Source organism: Acidovorax kalamii (assembly GCF_002245625.1).
Classification (GTDB): domain Bacteria; phylum Pseudomonadota; class Gammaproteobacteria; order Burkholderiales; family Burkholderiaceae_C; genus Acidovorax; species Acidovorax kalamii.
In genome coordinates, this window is record NZ_NOIG01000013.1 from 201,659 (window position 1) to 218,078 (window position 16,420).

The following is a 16,420-nucleotide window of genomic DNA, read 5'->3' on the forward strand; positions in this document are numbered from 1 at the left end:
AATGAGTGCAACACAAACACCCGCAAGGGGATCTTCATTCGCTGGCAACAACTTTGACGCGATTCGTATCGTTGCGGCTTCCGTGGTGCTTATCAGTCACCACTACGCCCTGACGGGACAGATGGAGCCAAGTTTCTTTGGAATCCATAGCTATGGGGGCATGGCCGTCGCGGTATTTTTCATTATCAGCGGCTACTTGGTCGCCGCCAGCTGGCAACGTGATCCAAATTTCCATCGCTTTGTGCTACGACGCTTCTTGCGTATCTGGCCAGCATTGACGGCAGCGTTGTTGCTAACGGCGTATGGCCTTGGCGCCCTGGTAACAGAGCTCCCACTCAAAGACTACTTAACTCATCGGGCCACTGCCAACTACCTTCAGGGACTGTGGATGAAAATCCACTTTGTTTTGCCTGGTGTCTTTGAGAAAAACCTCTACCCCAGAGGGGTAAACGGCTCACTGTGGACCATTCCAATTGAAGTTCGTTGCTACATCATTTTAGCCTTGGCAGGCTTGATCGGCCTACTCAAACATCGACTGATATTATTAACCTGCATTTTTATTTATTTTTCCTGGTTCCTTGCAAGAAACAATGCTGATCTAACAGGTGTCGTTCATTACGGCCGAGAATTAAGCGCCTTCTTCCTTGCTGGCACTGCATTACATACATTAGAAACAAACTGGAGCCGCCGTCCGGGCTTATGGGCTGGGGTGATAGCTATTGCGACTGCTATCACATGGGCAATTGACTTGCGCCACACCGCACTTTTGATCGGCCTGCCATTTTTTATTATATATTTTGGAACTCGATCAACCCCTTTTATCCGCAAAGCTGGGCAATGGGGCGACCCTTCTTACGGGATGTATCTTTTCGCTTTTCCAATCCAACAAACAATAATACTTCAGCTTTTTCCTTCATGGGGATTTGAAGGGACTTTGCTCCTTGCCTTTTTTACGACCACCCTTCTTGCATACATTAGTTGGCACGGGCTTGAGAAACAATTCTTAAAATTCAAGCCCACCACAAAGAATAAAGCCCTATCGTTCCCGCTTACCTTCAATTTTCTCAAAACAAAAAATCAACAATTAACCAACCTCCAGAGGTTTCTCTACTTACTGATAATTTTAAGCTTTGCATACACAATTTGGATGATTGCATGCTGGCCAGGCGTTCTTGGGCAGGACAGTCTCGCGATTATGTTAGAGGTAGATACAGATCGTAGTTTTTCTTCAGGAAAACCGCCTTTCTGGTATGCGTACAATTTAATACTATATGGCACCTGGGGGTTGACAGAAGTCCCGATTATGTTCCAAATGGCTCTGTGCGCAATCGTTTGCGCACGGGTTCTTGGCTGGATGCTGAGCCATGAAATGTATAAGAGCTTCCTCTATTGCTTGTTTTTTGTCGCCTTCGCGCCTAGTGTCGTTTATTACTCAAGTAGCCTATATGGAGATGGGGTATACGCAATCGCGTCAACTGGGATGCTATTCGAAGTCTGGCGCTGCTACAAGACCAAGAAAATTGATCACAGTGCCCTCTGGATGCTCTTTTTGACAATTCCTTTCGCATTTTTTGCACGTCCGAACGGAATAATTAATATAGTAGCCATAACGGCATTGGCAGTGGTTTCGTCAACGCCAAATCGCTGGAAGCTAGCTGCGGTCTTCCTGCCATGGTGTGCCACGGCCATCTTTGCGAGCACCTATTTTCAAAGGGAATCTCACGGAGCCATGTTTCCATTAGCCCTCTACGAAACAGTGGGCTTTCTCGAGCATCGCCCGATGGGCCTATGGGAACGCGATGAGCCCCGAGTAACCTCTCAAACCATTAACGCATTGACTTCCGAGGGCGAAAGCATAGAGCGCATCAGCCAGTACTACGATCACTACTACTGGGATCCACTCGTATATTTTCACGACGGTCCAAAATTAACAAATCTGCCATCGCAGGCAAAAAAGACAATTGTCCGCGATTTCTTCACCTACAATCTCTGGCACAATCTTCCAGCATTCATGGCAAGCCGCGTTAATATTTTTTTATACTCAGCCTTTGCCAATGGCGGGATTCCGGGACTTGCAAGTGCCGAGATAATTTTACACAAAACAAAATCCCAATCGCAACCACGTTTTCGAAATGGCGCCATTCATCGCACAGCATCCAAATGGCTCGATTTTTCACTCGATTATCGATTTATTCTATGGACTCCATGGCTGGGCTTATTTTTAGTAGCTACTGGCGGCATGCGCACTTGGCAACGGAGAGATTATGGTGGATTCCTCATTTGCAGCGTCCTAGCATTGCATCTGATAGCCGTTTTTCTCTTTTCAATCGCAGGCGAATATAGATATTTACTTCCATTTTTTTCTGCCCCACTGGTTTTATTGCCAGTTTTATATTCTCGCCATTTTTTACCTGCCAAAAAAACTGGCGAGACAACCCTCCCCGCTTTGATGAACCATTCATGAATGGACACGAGAAAAATACGCCTGGATCTGAGCTAGGTGTCGCAGTCATAATTCCATGCTTTAACGAGGCACTTGCTATCGGAATTGTTTTAGACGACTTCAAGGCCGCTTTACCACGAGCCAAGCTGTATGTGTTTGATAACAACTCCACGGATGAAACAGCCAAAGTCGCCGCAGAACATGGTGCTGCTGTTGTCAACGTACCGCTACGCGGCAAAGGAAACGTGGTGCGACGCATGTTTGCAGACGTTGAGGCCGACATTTACGTCATGGTGGACGGTGATGCCACATACCATGCACTATCAGCTCGCTCGCTCATTGATACACTGATTGATCAACGACTAGACATGGTCGTCGGTGCCCGAGTAGAGTCCGGCCAAGGAGTTAGGGGGCTCACCTATCGCCCGGGCCATAGACTAGGCAACAAGCTATTGACAGGTTGCGTACAACGAATCTTCGGAGGCAGTTTCCGGGATATGCTGTCCGGCTACCGTGTTTTCTCGCGCCGCTATGTGAAATCATTCCCGGCTCAATCGCACGGCTTCGAGATCGAGACTGAATTGAACGTGCACGCTCTCGAGTTACGGATGCCGTGTGCGGAAATCGATACGCCCTATGGAGCTCGCCCTGAAGGCTCAACCAGCAAACTCTCCACTTATCGGGACGGTTGGCGCATATTGAAAACCATAGGACGCCTCGTGTTGAGCGAGAAACCGCTTCAGTTCTTCGGTTGCTTGGGGGCAGTTCTCGTGGTGGCTTCTGTTGCACTCGCTGCCCCCATCATTCTGGAATTCGAACAAACCGGTCTTGTGCGGCGCTTTCCCACTCTGGGACTTGTGACTGGACTGATGCTCTGCGGCGTGGTGTCGGGCGTGAGTGGATTGATCCTTCAAGGTATCACCCAGATGCGACGCGAGCTCAAGCGTTTCGTCTATTTGAGCATCAGAGACGGCGGCAAGGCAACCCCCTCCTCATGACACAAGCCCAGGAACTATTGAGGTTTGGACTGGTGGGAGTGATTGGTCTCGCCGTGGATGTAACCCTACTCGCGATATTGCGGGAGCCGATTGGAATTTATGCTGCCCGCGTAGTGTCTTTTTTTGGAGCGGCGACGGCTACATGGATATTAAACCGAAGCTTTACATTCGCGGATCGCGCTGCGGGTATACATATTTTTAGCGAGTATTTGCGCTACATAGGTCTTATGCTCAGCGGTGGGCTGGTAAACCTTGCCACATATTCCTTCTTGGCTTCACGCTTCAGTCAGGCACCTTTATGGCTTAGTGCATACGTATGCATAGGCAGTCTACTTGGAATGGTCGTCAACTTTATGGGGGCCAGTAAATGGCTCTTTCGTCACAAAGGATGAATTTTCATCCACCACTTCTGGACTATCGTGCAAAGCATATTAGGCCCCACAGATAGTACAACCCTAGCGACTTGCCCCGCGCAGGCAGATTTGGTATGGATTCAGGCGCTGCGTGGCATGGCGGCGCTCATGGTGCTCTTTTTCCACATGCACCCCCACTGGAACCTGGTGCCGATGTTGTCGACGACGAGCACATTTACCCGCTGGGGATTTTCAGGGGTTGACATATTTTTCACTCTTAGCGGCTTCGTTGTCTACCGTTCGGCCCTTCACACTATTCCAAAGAAAGGTATCAAACCTTTTGCTTTGAAGCGACTCCGACGCATCTACATGGGTTATTGGCCCATCCTGCTGCTCATTGCACTAACAACGGTGTGGGTATACGAGGAAAGCCTGCCACCACTAAAGAAGATGATCTTCAGCACGCTGCTGCTGTACCCCAACATCTGGGACAACTGGTTACCTCCAGCTTGGTCGCTGACGATGGAAATCTACTTCTACCTATGGATTATTTCCATCGCAATCCTTCCGCTGCGACACCAGATCAAGGTCATTGTATTGGCAATGCTGGTCCTTGCGGCCTGGGGCATCGCATGGCTCACCATAGACCCGCAGACTGTTTTTGAAGGCTACCAGCCGCTACGGTATGGACTGACTGGACTGGGACTGGAGTTCCTTGCAGGAGCACTGGTGGCCCACGCCTATGACAGACGAGCTTTAATCTTTCGAACACACAAGACCACCATCCCGCTGTGCATCCTGCTGATCTTATTGGGCTTCGGGGTAGGTTCCTTGTCGCCGTTTTTTGATCGTGTCGAAATCATGCGTGCGGCGAGCTTCGGGGTGGTGGGCGTTGCCACTCTAGTCATTGCCTTGTGCCTTGAGCAAACCAGGTTTTCACCGCCCACCTGGCTAGTCGCGGTGGGCGATGCTTCCTACAGTTTGTATCTGCTTCACACCTTCTTGCTCGACGCCAGCGGTCGAATGCTCACGTCCCTTGGTATTTCTGAACCGCAGTCATTGCTGTTCTTCCTGCTCGGTCTTCCCGTCGCAATCGTTGCTATAAGCATGCTGTGGTTCCGCTGCATCGAAAGGCCCCTGCTGCGAGCTGATCATCGGACCAGGTCTTAATGTATCTGCGACATGTTGCCTTTGCCTCACTGGAACTCGGCCGCCCGCTCCACTATTGCGGGAGTATTCACAGACATCGACGACACCCTGACCACCGAGGGCGCGATCACGCCCGACGCACTGCAGGCGCTGGCCGACCTGAAGGCAGCGGGCCTGGTGGTGATTCCCATCACGGGGCGGCCGATTGGCTGGTGTGAACCTTTCATGGCCGGGCCTGCCGGTTCGACCTGGCCGGTGGATGCCATGGTGGCCGAGAACGGCGCTGTGGCGTTTACCCGGGGCCCTGGCTTGCAACCAACGCTGGTCAAGCGCTACCAGCAAGACACCGCCCTACGCAGCGCCAACCAGGCACGGATGCGCGAAATCGCTGCCATGGTGGCGGCCGAAGTGCCCGGCGTGGCCCTGAGCCGCGACAGCGCCGGGCGCGAGACCGACCTGGCCTTTGACTACGACGAGTTCGACCGGCACACGCCCGAGACCGTGCAGCAGGTTCTGGCCCTGCTGCAGCGCGAAGGCATGCAGACCACGGTGAGCAGCATCCACATCCACGGCTGCTTTGGCGACTTCAACAAATGGCAGGGCGCCAACTGGATCGTGCGCGAGCTGCTGGGCCGTGACCTGGCGCAGGAGCTGGATCGCTGGGTGTTTGTGGGCGACTCGGGCAATGACCAGGCGATGTTCCAGCACTTCACCCACAGCGTAGGCGTTGCCAACATCGCGAGGTTTGTGCCGCAGCTCGCGCACCTGCCGCGCTATGTGACCCAAGGCGAGCGGGGCGCGGGGTTTGCTGAAGTGGCGCGGGCGATCCTCGCGGGCCGGTAAGGTGGCAGGCGGGCTTTTGCCACTCGGTCTCACCGAAGATTTTTGAACAAAACCAGGCCTTTCCGCGCGATGGATATGCCTTGACAGCTATACATTTAATAGCAACCAATCCCTCACTGCCGCGCGGTCGCCACTACGTCTTGAGAAAGATGTCCGTATCCGGCGCGAAACACGCATGCAGCGGCAGCAGCGCTCCGCCCAGCGCCCGCGCGTCCGAGCCCATGGTGCCCAGCTCCAGCCGGGGCGGCTGGTGTAAGCCCTCCCAGTTGTAGTCGGCCAGCGCGTGGCGGGCGCTCTCGCACAGTGCCTGCAGCAGCTCGGGGGCAGCGGCGCCATCGACCACCACGGCGTCCAGGTCCAGGAACGCCGTGGCCGAAACGATGCAGTGCGCCAGGCCCGCCGCAGCGCGCGCAATCCAGCCCCGGCTGTGCTCCAGCCACGGGGCCTGCAGCACACGTTTGTCGTAGGCGGCCATGGGGTCGAGGCCGTGTTCGCGAAAGCGCTGCTCCAGCTCCCACAGCGAGGCCTGGCTGATGAGCTGTGCGGGGGCCTGGCCCGGCTGGGCGGGTGACAGCGGCAGCGAGGCCACGGCGCCGGCGTTGCCATGCAGACCGCGATGCAGGTGCGAGTTGATAACCAGCCCGCCGCCCACAAAGGTATCCATGAACAGGTACAGAAAGCTCGGGATGTCGCGCCCGCGCCCCTGCAGCAACTCGGCCACGCAGGCGGCGGAGGTGTCTTTGGCGAAGCTCACGGGCAGCTCGGTCATCTGCTGCACCTGCTCGGCCAGGTCGATGTTGTTCCAGGCTTCGGACTGCGCTTCGGTCAGCCCCAGCATGCGGTGCCAGCCGCCGAGCTGGAACGGCGCTGCCACGCCCACGCCCACCACGCGCGAGCGCAGCGGACCCAGGCCGTCGAGCAGCTGGTTCAGGTGCGTGCGGATGGCGGGCAACAGCACGTCGATGTCAGGGAAGGCGTAGTCGAGCACGATGCGCTCGCGCACATGGCCGGTGAAGTCCACTAGCAGCCAGTCGGCGCTGCGGCGGCCGATCTTGATGCCGATGGCAAAGGCGCCGTCGGGGTTGAGACCAATGGGCACCGAAGGCTGGCCCACGCGGCCACGCACCGGGGCTTCGCGGCGCAGCAGCTGGTCTTCGTCCAGCCGCGCGGTGATGAGGCCAATGGTCTGCGCCGTGAGTCCCGTGACCCGCGCCATCTCGGCCTTGGCCAGACTGCCGTGGGTGCGCAGCGCCTGCAGCACCACACGTTCGTTGAACTGACGCAGCCCCACGTGGTTGGAGCCGCGCTGGCGCAGCAGCGCGGGGCTGGCGGCAGCGTTGTCAACGGCGGGTGGAGATGCGTCGGTGTCCAGCATGGTGATGAAACGATCAGGCGTTCAGAGTGTCGCCGATGACGCCCTTGCGCAGCAGGAAGTTGCCCCAGGGCTGCAGTTCGCCAGTGACGACGATGGCGTAGGCCTTTTTGACGCGCTCGTAGAACGCAAAACGCTCCACGCCTTCGGCCTGCTCACTGGCCACGCCCTCGCGCGCCAGCACGTCCATGGTTTCGCGCTGCAGGGCTGAGCGGTACGGCACCTCGGTGCCACCCACCTGCATGTAGGCCACGGGGTGAGCCACGTCCTGCGCCAGGGGCAGCACGCTGGCCACCGCTTGCACGGCACGCGCCATGCCAATGCCCGGCAGGCGCAGCACGGGCTTGCCAGCCCCAAGGCTCATGGCAGTGAAGTTGGCATCGGCCAAAACAATGGCGTCGTCATGGCCCATCTCGGCCAGGACCTTGAGCAGGTCGGGGGTCAGCAGGGGATCAATGTTCTTCAGCATGGGGCGTTTCAGGCAAGGCACTCGGCGGGCAGGTCGGACGCAGCCATGGCACCGGTCATCACCGCCACGGTGTCGCTCATGCTGATCTTCTTGGGGTTTACGACGGCGGCGCGCTTGCCCAGGCGGGCGATGTGGATGCGGTCGGCGATCTCGAACACATGGGGCATGTTGTGGCTGATGAGGATGACGGGCAGGCCCTTGTCGCGCACGCGGCGGATCAGCTCCAGCACCATGTTGCCCTCCTTCACGCCGAGGGCGGCGGTGGGCTCGTCCATGATGACCACGTGGCGCGCAAACGCTGCTGCACGCGCCACGGCCACGCACTGGCGCTGGCCGCCGGAGAGTGTCTCCACCGCCTGTGTCATGGAGCGGATTCCGACCTTCAGTTCGGCCATGCGGGCCACGCTTTCTTCGAGCATCTTCTTTTTGTCGAGCATGCGCAGCGCGCTGCCCAAGAGGCCCGGGCGGCGCAATTCGCGGCCCAGAAACAGGTTTTCAGCAATCGTCATGGCCGGAGCCACGGCCAGGTCCTGATACACGGTCTCGATGCCCGCGCGGCGCGCGTCGATAGGGCTCTTGAACTGGATGCGCTGGCCATCGAGCAGAATCTCACCTTCGTCGGGCACGGTGGCGCCCGACAGCGCCTTGATGAGGCTCGACTTGCCCGCGCCGTTGTCGCCGATCACGGCCAGGATTTCACCGGCGCGCAGTTCAAAGTCGGCGCCATCCAACGCGGTGACCTGCCCGTAGCGCTTGACCAGGCCTTTGGCCTGCATGACCAGCGGCGCGTTCGTTGTGTGTGGGGAGGTGGTCATGATCAACGCACTCCTTTGCGCGAGAGTTGGTCGGTGGCCACGGCCAGGATCACGAGGATGCCGGTGACGAGGATCTGGTACACCGACGACACGCCCATCAGCGTGAGCCCGTTGCGGAACACGCCCACAATCAGCGCCCCCACCAGCGTGCCCAGGATGACGCCGCGCCCACCAAACAGGCTGGTGCCACCCAGCACCACAGCGCTGATGGCGTCGAGGTTTTCGGTCTGGCCCGCGTTCGGGTCGCCTGCCCCAGTGCGCGCCACCGACAGCAGCGACGCAATGCCGTAGAACAGGCCGGCCAGCACATACACGCCCAGCAGCACCTTGTCGGTGGCAATGCCGGTGAGGCGCGTGGCCTCGGGGCTGTTGCCCACGGCGTACACATGGCGGCCCGGTGCGGTCTCGCGCAGCGCAAACCATGTGACGAGGTACAGCACCAGCATGAGCACCGCGCCCCACACGATGGCGGTCTGGCCCAGCTGGAAGGTGTTGCCCAGTGCGGTCATGCCCGCAGGGATGTCGGTGATGGTCTGCGCGCCCGAGTACAGCTGCGTGGCGGCAAACGCGATGTTGAGCGTACCCAGCGTGACGATGAAGGGCGGCAGCTTGATCTTGGTGACGAGCAGGCCGTTGATCAGGCCGAACAACATGGTCACCGCCATGCCGCAGGCAATCGCCACAGGGGCCGAGAGGCCATAGTCCGCCGCCATCTTGGTCATCACGATGCCGCCCAGCGCCATCACCATGCCACACGACAGATCAATGCCCGCGGTGAGGATCACCAGCGTCTGGCCAATGGCGATGACCGCCACGACCATGACCTGCTGCAGGATGAGCGCGAAGTTCTGCGCGGACAGAAAACGCTCGCTCTGCGTGGCAAAGAACGCGCACGCCAGGATCAGCGCGATGAACGGCCCCAGCGTGGCCAGCGGCGGTAGTTTGGAAGCGGTCGAGGACATGGCGGCTCCGTGCGGGTGGACAAAGGTGGCGCTCAGAAAGCAGTTGACGTTGGGAGCCGATCGCAAAACTCAGCGAAGCGGTTCTGGGCAGGCGCTGCGTCGCAGGCAGTACGGCAGTACGACAAGACGCAGCAACGACGCCAGAAGAGTTTTTCGAACGGCTCTTACTTGGCGCCCCAGCACAGGTCGGTGCCGGTCTTCACATCCTTGCTGTCCACGCCCGCCATGGGCTTGGCAGCGATCAGCGTCACGCCGGTGTCGGTGTAGCCGCTGACCTTCTTGCCGGTCTTGGCGTATTCCACGCCTGCCGCCACGCCCATGGCGGCCATGCGCAGCGGGTACTGCTGGCTGGTGGCGGCGATCACGCCCTTGCCCACGTCGGCGATGCCCGCGCAGCCACCGTCCACCGAGACGATGAGCACGTTCTTCTCCTTGCCTGCGGCCTTGAGCGCGTTGTAGGCACCGGCGGCGGCGGGCTCGTTGATGGTGTAGACGATGTTGATGTCGGGGTTCTTCTGCAGACAGTTTTCCATGCCGGTCTGGCCCTTGGCGCGGTCACCAAAGCTGTCGGCCATGCAGACCACTTCGGCGGGGCGCGACAGTTCGTTGCTCTTGGCATCGTTGGCCTGCAGGCCAAAGCCCTTCAGGAAACCGTTGTGCCGCTGCGCGCCCACCGGGTGGCCGGGGAACAGGTCCAGCGTGGCAATCACGGGCTTCTTGCCTGCAGCGGCGGCCTTGGCGTACTGGCCGATCAGCTCGCCCGCCTTGTAGTTGTCGGTGGCAAACAGCGCGTCCGTCGCATCCATGGGCTCGGTGGGGCTGTCGAGTGCGATCACCATCACGCCGCGCGCCTGCGCCTTCTTGATGGCGGGCACGATGGCCTTGGCGTCGCTGGGGGTGATCAGGATGGTCTTGGCACCGGCAGCGATCAGGTTCTCCATGGCCGTGACCTGACCCGCGTTGTCGCCGTCGGTCTTGCCTGCGGCCGACACCAGCTTGGCGCCCAGCTTCTTGGCCTCGGCCGTGGCGCCCTCTTTCATCTTCACGAAGAAGGGGTTGGTCTCGGTCTTGGTGATGAGGCCGATGACGGGTTCGGACGTTTGCGCCTGGGCCAGGCCACAGGCCAGGGCGCCGGTGAGGGCAAGGGCAGAAAGCGCAAAGGCGGGGGTGCGTTGCATGGCGTTGTCTCCAGGTGTTGGGATGGCAGATTCCTGTCGGCCCCGTGCTGCGCGGCTGGCAGGTGAACCACTCTTGTCGGGTGGATGGGATCGAACTATAGTGGCCGACAAGTTAATAAATCAAGTGGATTTACTTATGGTTTTCCCTATCCAGTCCGCCGACTCCAGCCCCGCCCACACCGCACCGCCGCTGCGGGTGGCCACGGCGGGCGAGGCCCTGTTTGACCTGATCGAAGAGCCGGACGGCCGCCTGAAACCCTGCGCGGGCGGCGCGGTCTACAACCTCACCCGCGCGCTGGGCCTGCAGGGCGTGGGCACGCTGTACCTCAACCCGCTGTCGGGCGACATGCTGGGGCGGCAACTGGCGCGTGGCCTGCACGATGCGGGCGTGGCCCTGGCCTCCCCCACGCCGGTGCGCGCGCCCAGCGCGCTGGCGCTGGCCGCGCTGGATGCCGAGGGCAAGGCCAGCTACAGCTTCTACCGCGACGGCGTGGCCGACCGCCAGGTGACGGCCGCCGCGCTGACGGCCGCCTGCGCCGCATTGCCTGAGCTGCAGGTAGTGGCCACGGGCTGCCTGGCGCTGGTGGCACAGGACGCTGCCGTTTACCAGCCCTGGCTGGCAGCGCAACGCGCTGCGGGCCGCATGGTGGCGGTGGATGCCAACCTGCGCCTGTCGGCCGTGGACGAAGCGGAGGCCTACCGCGCCAACGTGATGAGCGCCCTGCAGCACGCCCATCTCATCAAGGTGAGCGACGATGACCTGGAGGCGCTGGCTGTGCCGGGCGCCAACGCATTGGAACGTGCCCACTATTTGCAGCAGCAAACACAGGCCCAATGGCTCGCCCTGACCCTGGGGCCAAACGGCGCCTGGCTGCTGCAGCGCGATGGCCTGGCCGTGCGTGCGCGCGAAGAAGCACCGATCACGGTGGTGGACACGGTAGGCGCGGGCGACTGTTTTCTGGCGGGGTTGATCACGGCCTTGCTGGCCGGGCCCCAGCGGGGGGAGGAAGCGCTGGCCCAACGCTTGGGCGGCCTGACGGCTCCCGTCACCGAAGCCCGGTTGAGCGCAGTGCTGCACCACGCGCTGGCCAGCGCCAGCCACTGTGTGGAGCGGGCGGGTTGCACGCCACCCCGCTACGAAGAAGTGCAAGAGCGGCTGGCGTTGCGGCGCCCAGCGACCGCAGCGGGCCGGTAGCCTTTACTCGGCCGGCTTGGCTGCCGGTTTACGTGCCCGGCTGCGGGGGCGGGCAGCGGGCGCCTTGGCGGGTGTGGTGCCTTCCGCCTCTGCGGCAGAGGTCTCGGGCGCAGCGGCGGGCGACTCGGCGTTGGCCGCATCGCCGGCACCTACCCCAGCACGCACTCCGCGTGCACGGGGCGTGGCCGCTTTGCGGGAGCTGGCGCCCGACTTTGCGCTGTCTCCACTGCGAGCGCGGCTGCGGCGAGGGGTGGCAGCTTCGGAGCCATCAGCCTCGATGGACGCACCACCTACCGGCGTGTTCTCACCCTTTTCCACCTCGGAGCGCAGCTCTTTTTGCGGTGTGGTGGTGGTGTCGATCTCCGGCTCTGGCGGCGCCGCTTCAGGAGCCACAGGCTGGCTGAAGTAACGGCTGGCCGGGCGCTCGGAGGGGGCATCGGCCTGCTCGGACTCAGCGTGTTCGTTGCGCTGCGTGGGGCGCGTGTCTGCACGGTCTGCGCCCTCACCACGACGCCCCCGGCTGCGGCCCGGCGCGCCATGCCCTTCGCTGCTGTCAGAGCGCAGATCAGGTGCCGTCGCCACCGCATGAAAGTCATGCCGCGTGGCGCCGCCCTGGCTGGCGCGCTCATGGGTACGCTCTCCAGTACCTTCAGGCCGTGCGGGCGCGGATGGGGCGCTTGGCCCACCATGGCTGCGGTACACATACGCTCCCGACTTTTCATCGCGCCCAAACTCCAGCAGCCCACGCGCCTGCGCTTCTTCCAGCAGGTTGCCGAAGGTGCGGAAGCCGTAACGCCCTTCGCTGAAATCGGGCTTGCGGCGCTTGATCGCCTCCTTGAGCACCGAGGCCCAGATCTTGCCGGTGTCGCCGCGCTCGGACAGCAGGGCTTCAAAGGTCTCGGCGGCCAGCTCCACACCCTGGGCGCGGCGTGCGTCCTGGTTTTCCTTGCGGCTGCGCTCTTCTTCGGGGCTGCGGCGGGGTGCGGGTGGCGGGTTGCTGCCAGGGCTCTGGCGTCGAGCCTGCGCGCGCTGGTTTTCGCGCACCAGGTCGTCATAGAAGATGAACTCGTCGCAGTTGGCGATCAGCAGGTCGGATGTGGACTGCTTCACGCCCACGCCGATCACCTGCTTGTTGTTCTCGCGCAGCTTGGAGACGAGTGGCGAGAAGTCCGAGTCGCCGCTGATGATGACGAAGGTGTTGACGTGCGACTTGGTGTAGCAGAGGTCCAGCGCGTCCACCACCAGGCGGATGTCGGCCGAATTTTTGCCGGACTGGCGCACATGGGGGATTTCAATCAGCTCGAAGTTCGCCTCGTGCATGGTGGCCTTGAAGCCCTTGTAGCGCTCCCAATCGCAATAGGCCTTCTTGACCACGATGGAGCCCTTGAGCAGCAGGCGCTCCAGGATGGGCTTGATGTCGAACTTTTCGTACTGCGCATCGCGCACGCCCAGGGCGACGTTTTCAAAGTCGCAGAACAGGGCCATGCTGATGCTGTCGGAGGGGGATGCCATAAATGCTCGTGGTGTTCCGTTCAAAGTTGGGACGGATCATCACACGGAACGCATTGCCCCCTCCGAAGGGAGTGGCCTCAGGTGGGTTTGGCCAAGCCCAATTTCTCCACCAGCGCCTTCTCGCGCGTGAACGTGTCCTGCGCAAACTTCTTGTACGCCGACGTGCTCATGTACATCGGCACCATGTCGTAGCGGGCCAGGGCCGTCTTGTAGCTCTCCTGCTCCATGGCCTGTTTGAAGGCGTCGTGCAGGCGCTTGACCACCGCATCGGGCGTGCCCTTGGGTGCACCGATGCCAAAGGGCGAGTTCTGCACCAGATTCAGCCCCAGTTCCTTGAGCGTGGGTGCATCGGGGAACTTGGCCAGGCGCTCGGCACCCCAGGTGTTGAGCACGCGCAGCTTGCCCGCTTCCACCTGCGGTGCAAAACCGGTGGAGTCGGCCGCCGCCATGATCTGCCCGCCCAGGATGGACTGCATGAGGTCGGCGCTGCCCTTGTAGGGAACGTGCAGCAGCTCCAGGCCCAGCTGCTGGGCGATGAGCTCCATGGTCAGGTGCGGGCTGGTCATGGTGCCGGTGGAGCCGTAGCTGAGCTTGCCGGGGTTGGCCTTGGCCCAGGCCACGAAGTGCGTCCAGGTCTTGAGTGGCGAGTCGGCGGGCACCACCAGGCCAAACGCGTAGCCTGTGACGTTGAGCACGTAGCTGATGTCTTTGACCGGGTCCCAGTTGATCTTGGTGGTGTAAGGGAGGCGGAACACGCCCAGCGGAATCTGCGCGACGGTGTAACCGTCAGCAGGCGACGTCTGCAGCGCCTGGGCAGGCAAGGTGCCGCCCGCGCCGGGCTTGTTTTCCACAATCACGGTCTGCCCGAGGATCTTGCTGGCGTTGTCAGCCAGCGCGCGCATGGTGATGTCGGTGGGGCCGCCGGCCGGGAAGGCGATGACCAGCTTGATGGGTTTGTTGGGAAAGCTCTGGGCCTGTGCCAGGAATGCGGGGGCAGCCAGGCTGGCGGCTCCCCATTGGATGATCTGGCGACGTTGCATGGCGGGGCTCCTGAAAAGCAAAAACAAAGACTTCGCCATTGAACTGCAGCCCTTGCTGCGAGGGCATGCGGAAACCCCCTAGCCCATGTCGCCAAGGCGCCACCGGGATGGTCACGCCTTGTAGGTCGAGAGCAGGATGCTGGTCTCGGTGTTGGCAATGCCCGGCGTGAGGCGGATGCGGCCCAGGGCTGCGTCAAATGCTTCCAGGCTCTCGGCGCGCACCTCGGCCACGATGTCCCAGCGGCCGTTGGTGGTGTGCAGCGTGCCCACCGTGGGCTCGCCGCGCAGAGCGCGGATCACGGCGGGGGCGGCATTGCCTTCGACCGCAATGCTCATCCAGGCGCGGATGCGCTGGGGTTCGGAATCGGGCCGCAGGCGCACGGTGTAGCCGGTGATGACGCCGCTCTCCTCCATCTTGTGCAGCCGGTTCTGCACCGTGCCGCGCGACACGCGCAGCTTTTGCGCCAACGTGGCCACGGGGGTGCGCGCGTCGGCACGCAGGATGCTGATGATTTCGCGGTCGGTGTCGTCGAGTTTGGTCATGGTGGGTCTTGCAACCGTCAGATCGGCATTTTTTAGCGCATTTTGAACAATCATGGTGCTATTGAATAGCATGCGCTGTTCAGAAAATGGTGCCTTCTTTGCTTCTACCACCCCGCGCTTGCGGCGTCCCCCCAACCACCATGCCCCCCTCCATCCAAGCCCCCAGCGCCGTCGTGATGGTGCGCCCCCACCACTTCCACCCCAACCCAGAAACCGCTGGGGACAACAGCTTCCAGGCGCGCACCACGGGCCTGGCCGCCGATGACATTGCACGCCACGCCTTTGCCGAAGTCACTGCCGCCGCTGCGGCGCTGCAGGGCGCCGGTGTGCGCGTGCACCTGTTCGACGACCGGGGCGAGCGCCACACGCCCGATGCGGTGTTCCCCAACAACTGGTTCTCCACCCACGCGGGCGGGCATGTGGCCATCTACCCCATGTGTGCCGAGAACCGCCGCCGCGAGCGGCGCAGCGACGTGATCGAGCTGCTCAAGGCCGAGTACCGCGTGCAGGACGTGATCGACTACTCGGGTCTGGAAGCCGACGGCATGTTTCTGGAAGGCACGGGCGCGATGGTGCTCGACCACATCCACCGCATCGCCTACACCGCGCAATCCAACCGCGCCGACCCGGTGGCGCTGGAGCGTTTTTGCACCCACTTCAACTACGAGCCCATGGCCTTTGCCACGGCCGATACCGAGGGCCGGGCCTGCTACCACACCAACGTGATGTTGTGCGTGGGCACCGACTTTGCACTGGGCGGCTTCGACCTGATCACCGACCCCGCGCGGCGCCACGCCGTGCGCGCACGGCTGCGCGAAACGGGGCGGGAGCTGGTGGAGCTGAGCCCCTGGCAGATCGGCGAATTTGCAGGCAATGCGCTGGAGCTGCAGGGCTCCCAGGGCCGGGTGCTGGCAATGTCAACGCGCGCGGCCGCCAGCCTGTCGCCCGCCCAAAGGGCCGTGATCAACCGCAGCGCCACGCTGCTGCCCCTGGCCGTGCCCACCATCGAGCTGGCGGGTGGGTCGGTGCGCTGCATGCTGGCGGGCATCCACCTGGCACGGCGGGATATTTTTCAAGCAAAAAATGCCGTTACCGCCTGATAGTCATACCTTTACAGCTATATATTTGATAGCAAACCAAATCTACCCGTCAGAAGGCGGCTCCACATCCAGCCGCGCATCGCAGCCAATGCCCGATGCAATCCAGCGCCGCGCCAGTGCCGACATCACTCGCACCACCCAGGGCTGGGTGAGCCCCGTCACGCCGCCCGGGTCGGCCACCATGCCGCACCAGTAACGCTGGTCCGCATCGCTCCAGCGCAGGGCCACACAAGCGCCCTTGCGGCGGCGCGAGACCAGCACACCCAGCGGGCAGGGTTCGGCCAGGCAACACAGGCCGCAGCCGTTGCAGGGCGCGCCTTCGGCAGGCTTGGGCGGCGCCTCGGGGTGCAGCCAGACCACGGTGGGTCGGTGAGAAGGTGGTATTGGCATGGGCGACGGGCAAAGTGCAACGCGGCCACGGCGCCGCAAAAACACCGCTGCATTGTGC

General features: G+C 61.4%; 16 protein-coding genes. 7 read left to right on the forward strand and 9 right to left on the reverse strand.

The genetic code is table 11. From position 1 onward, the window contains the following. The first annotated feature begins 1 nt into the window (after position 1). From CBY09_RS21735 to CBY09_RS21755, 5 genes are read left to right on the forward strand one after another with little or no spacing between them, the layout of a single operon-like run. Entirely contained in the window at positions 2 to 2,464 is a 2,463-nt protein-coding gene (locus tag CBY09_RS21735) for an acyltransferase family protein (protein WP_094291651.1), read from the forward strand. Beyond that, on the forward strand, positions 2,461 to 3,441 hold the full coding sequence (locus tag CBY09_RS21740; protein WP_094291652.1) for a glycosyltransferase family 2 protein: 981 nt from the start codon (positions 2,461 to 2,463) through the stop codon (positions 3,439 to 3,441). Before CBY09_RS21735 ends, CBY09_RS21740 begins: the two co-directional genes overlap by 4 nt. Next, positions 3,438 to 3,833 carry a GtrA family protein gene (locus CBY09_RS24335; protein WP_094291653.1) on the forward strand — a complete coding sequence of 132 codons (396 nt, stop codon included), beginning with the start codon at positions 3,438 to 3,440 and terminating at the stop codon, positions 3,831 to 3,833. The genes CBY09_RS21740 and CBY09_RS24335 overlap by 4 nt, the downstream gene beginning before the upstream one ends. A gap of 27 nt (positions 3,834 to 3,860) precedes the next feature. After that, positions 3,861 to 4,964, forward strand: coding sequence for an acyltransferase family protein (locus CBY09_RS21750; protein ID WP_276208319.1), 1,104 nt, complete (start codon positions 3,861 to 3,863; stop codon positions 4,962 to 4,964). 12 nt (positions 4,965 to 4,976) lie between these two features. After that, complete coding sequence (locus CBY09_RS21755) at positions 4,977 to 5,786, forward strand: HAD-IIB family hydrolase (RefSeq protein ID WP_094291655.1); 810 nt, start codon at positions 4,977 to 4,979, stop codon at positions 5,784 to 5,786. A 133-nt stretch (positions 5,787 to 5,919) separates the two neighbouring features. On the opposite strand, the gene CBY09_RS21760 is transcribed toward CBY09_RS21755, so the two are convergent. The 5 genes from CBY09_RS21760 to CBY09_RS21780 all read right to left on the reverse strand — a co-directional run bounded on the left by CBY09_RS21760 (position 5,920) and on the right by CBY09_RS21780 (position 10,582). Beyond that, positions 5,920 to 7,161 carry an ROK family transcriptional regulator gene (locus tag CBY09_RS21760; RefSeq protein ID WP_094291656.1) on the reverse strand — a complete coding sequence of 414 codons (1,242 nt, stop codon included), beginning with the start codon at positions 7,159 to 7,161 and terminating at the stop codon, positions 5,920 to 5,922. A 13-nt stretch (positions 7,162 to 7,174) separates the two neighbouring features. Further along, positions 7,175 to 7,627 carry an RbsD/FucU family protein gene (locus CBY09_RS21765; RefSeq protein ID WP_094291657.1) on the reverse strand — a complete coding sequence of 151 codons (453 nt, stop codon included), beginning with the start codon at positions 7,625 to 7,627 and terminating at the stop codon, positions 7,175 to 7,177. Positions 7,628 to 7,635: 8 nt separating this feature from the next. Further along, positions 7,636 to 8,442, reverse strand: coding sequence for an ATP-binding cassette domain-containing protein (locus tag CBY09_RS21770; RefSeq protein WP_055393072.1), 807 nt, complete (start codon positions 8,440 to 8,442; stop codon positions 7,636 to 7,638). Between the two features lie 2 nt (positions 8,443 to 8,444). Next, positions 8,445 to 9,404 (reverse strand): ABC transporter permease, encoded by a 960-nt coding sequence (locus tag CBY09_RS21775; RefSeq protein ID WP_094291658.1) that lies wholly within the window; start codon positions 9,402 to 9,404, stop codon positions 8,445 to 8,447. 164 nt (positions 9,405 to 9,568) lie between these two features. Then, positions 9,569 to 10,582 carry a sugar ABC transporter substrate-binding protein gene (locus CBY09_RS21780; RefSeq protein ID WP_056638934.1) on the reverse strand — a complete coding sequence of 338 codons (1,014 nt, stop codon included), beginning with the start codon at positions 10,580 to 10,582 and terminating at the stop codon, positions 9,569 to 9,571. A 136-nt stretch (positions 10,583 to 10,718) separates the two neighbouring features. On the opposite strand from CBY09_RS21780, the gene CBY09_RS21785 reads away from it, so the two are divergent. Beyond that, a complete protein-coding gene (locus tag CBY09_RS21785) occupies positions 10,719 to 11,777 on the forward strand; it encodes a PfkB family carbohydrate kinase (protein ID WP_094291659.1) in 1,059 nt (352 codons plus the stop codon). Positions 11,778 to 11,780: 3 nt separating this feature from the next. Here CBY09_RS21785 and CBY09_RS21790 read toward each other — a convergent pair whose 3' ends face one another. The 3 genes from CBY09_RS21790 to CBY09_RS21800 all read right to left on the reverse strand — a co-directional run bounded on the left by CBY09_RS21790 (position 11,781) and on the right by CBY09_RS21800 (position 14,872). Next, on the reverse strand, positions 11,781 to 13,289 hold the full coding sequence (locus CBY09_RS21790; RefSeq protein ID WP_094291660.1) for an NYN domain-containing protein: 1,509 nt from the start codon (positions 13,287 to 13,289) through the stop codon (positions 11,781 to 11,783). Between the two features lie 77 nt (positions 13,290 to 13,366). After that, a complete protein-coding gene (locus tag CBY09_RS21795) occupies positions 13,367 to 14,329 on the reverse strand; it encodes a Bug family tripartite tricarboxylate transporter substrate binding protein (protein WP_094291661.1) in 963 nt (320 codons plus the stop codon). Between the two features lie 111 nt (positions 14,330 to 14,440). Then, positions 14,441 to 14,872, reverse strand: a complete 432-nt coding sequence (locus CBY09_RS21800; protein WP_015015737.1) for an Lrp/AsnC family transcriptional regulator — start codon at positions 14,870 to 14,872, stop codon at positions 14,441 to 14,443. Between the two features lie 140 nt (positions 14,873 to 15,012). Here CBY09_RS21800 and ctlX point away from each other — a divergent pair, with 140 nt between their 5' ends. Beyond that, positions 15,013 to 15,972: a citrulline utilization hydrolase CtlX gene (gene ctlX / locus CBY09_RS21805; RefSeq protein ID WP_094291662.1), complete on the forward strand. Its 960-nt coding sequence runs from the start codon at positions 15,013 to 15,015 to the stop codon at positions 15,970 to 15,972. A 42-nt stretch (positions 15,973 to 16,014) separates the two neighbouring features. On the opposite strand, the gene CBY09_RS21810 is transcribed toward ctlX, so the two are convergent. After that, positions 16,015 to 16,362, reverse strand: a complete 348-nt coding sequence (locus CBY09_RS21810) for a hypothetical protein (RefSeq protein ID WP_094291716.1) — start codon at positions 16,360 to 16,362, stop codon at positions 16,015 to 16,017. Between the last annotated feature and the right edge of the window lie 58 nt (positions 16,363 to 16,420).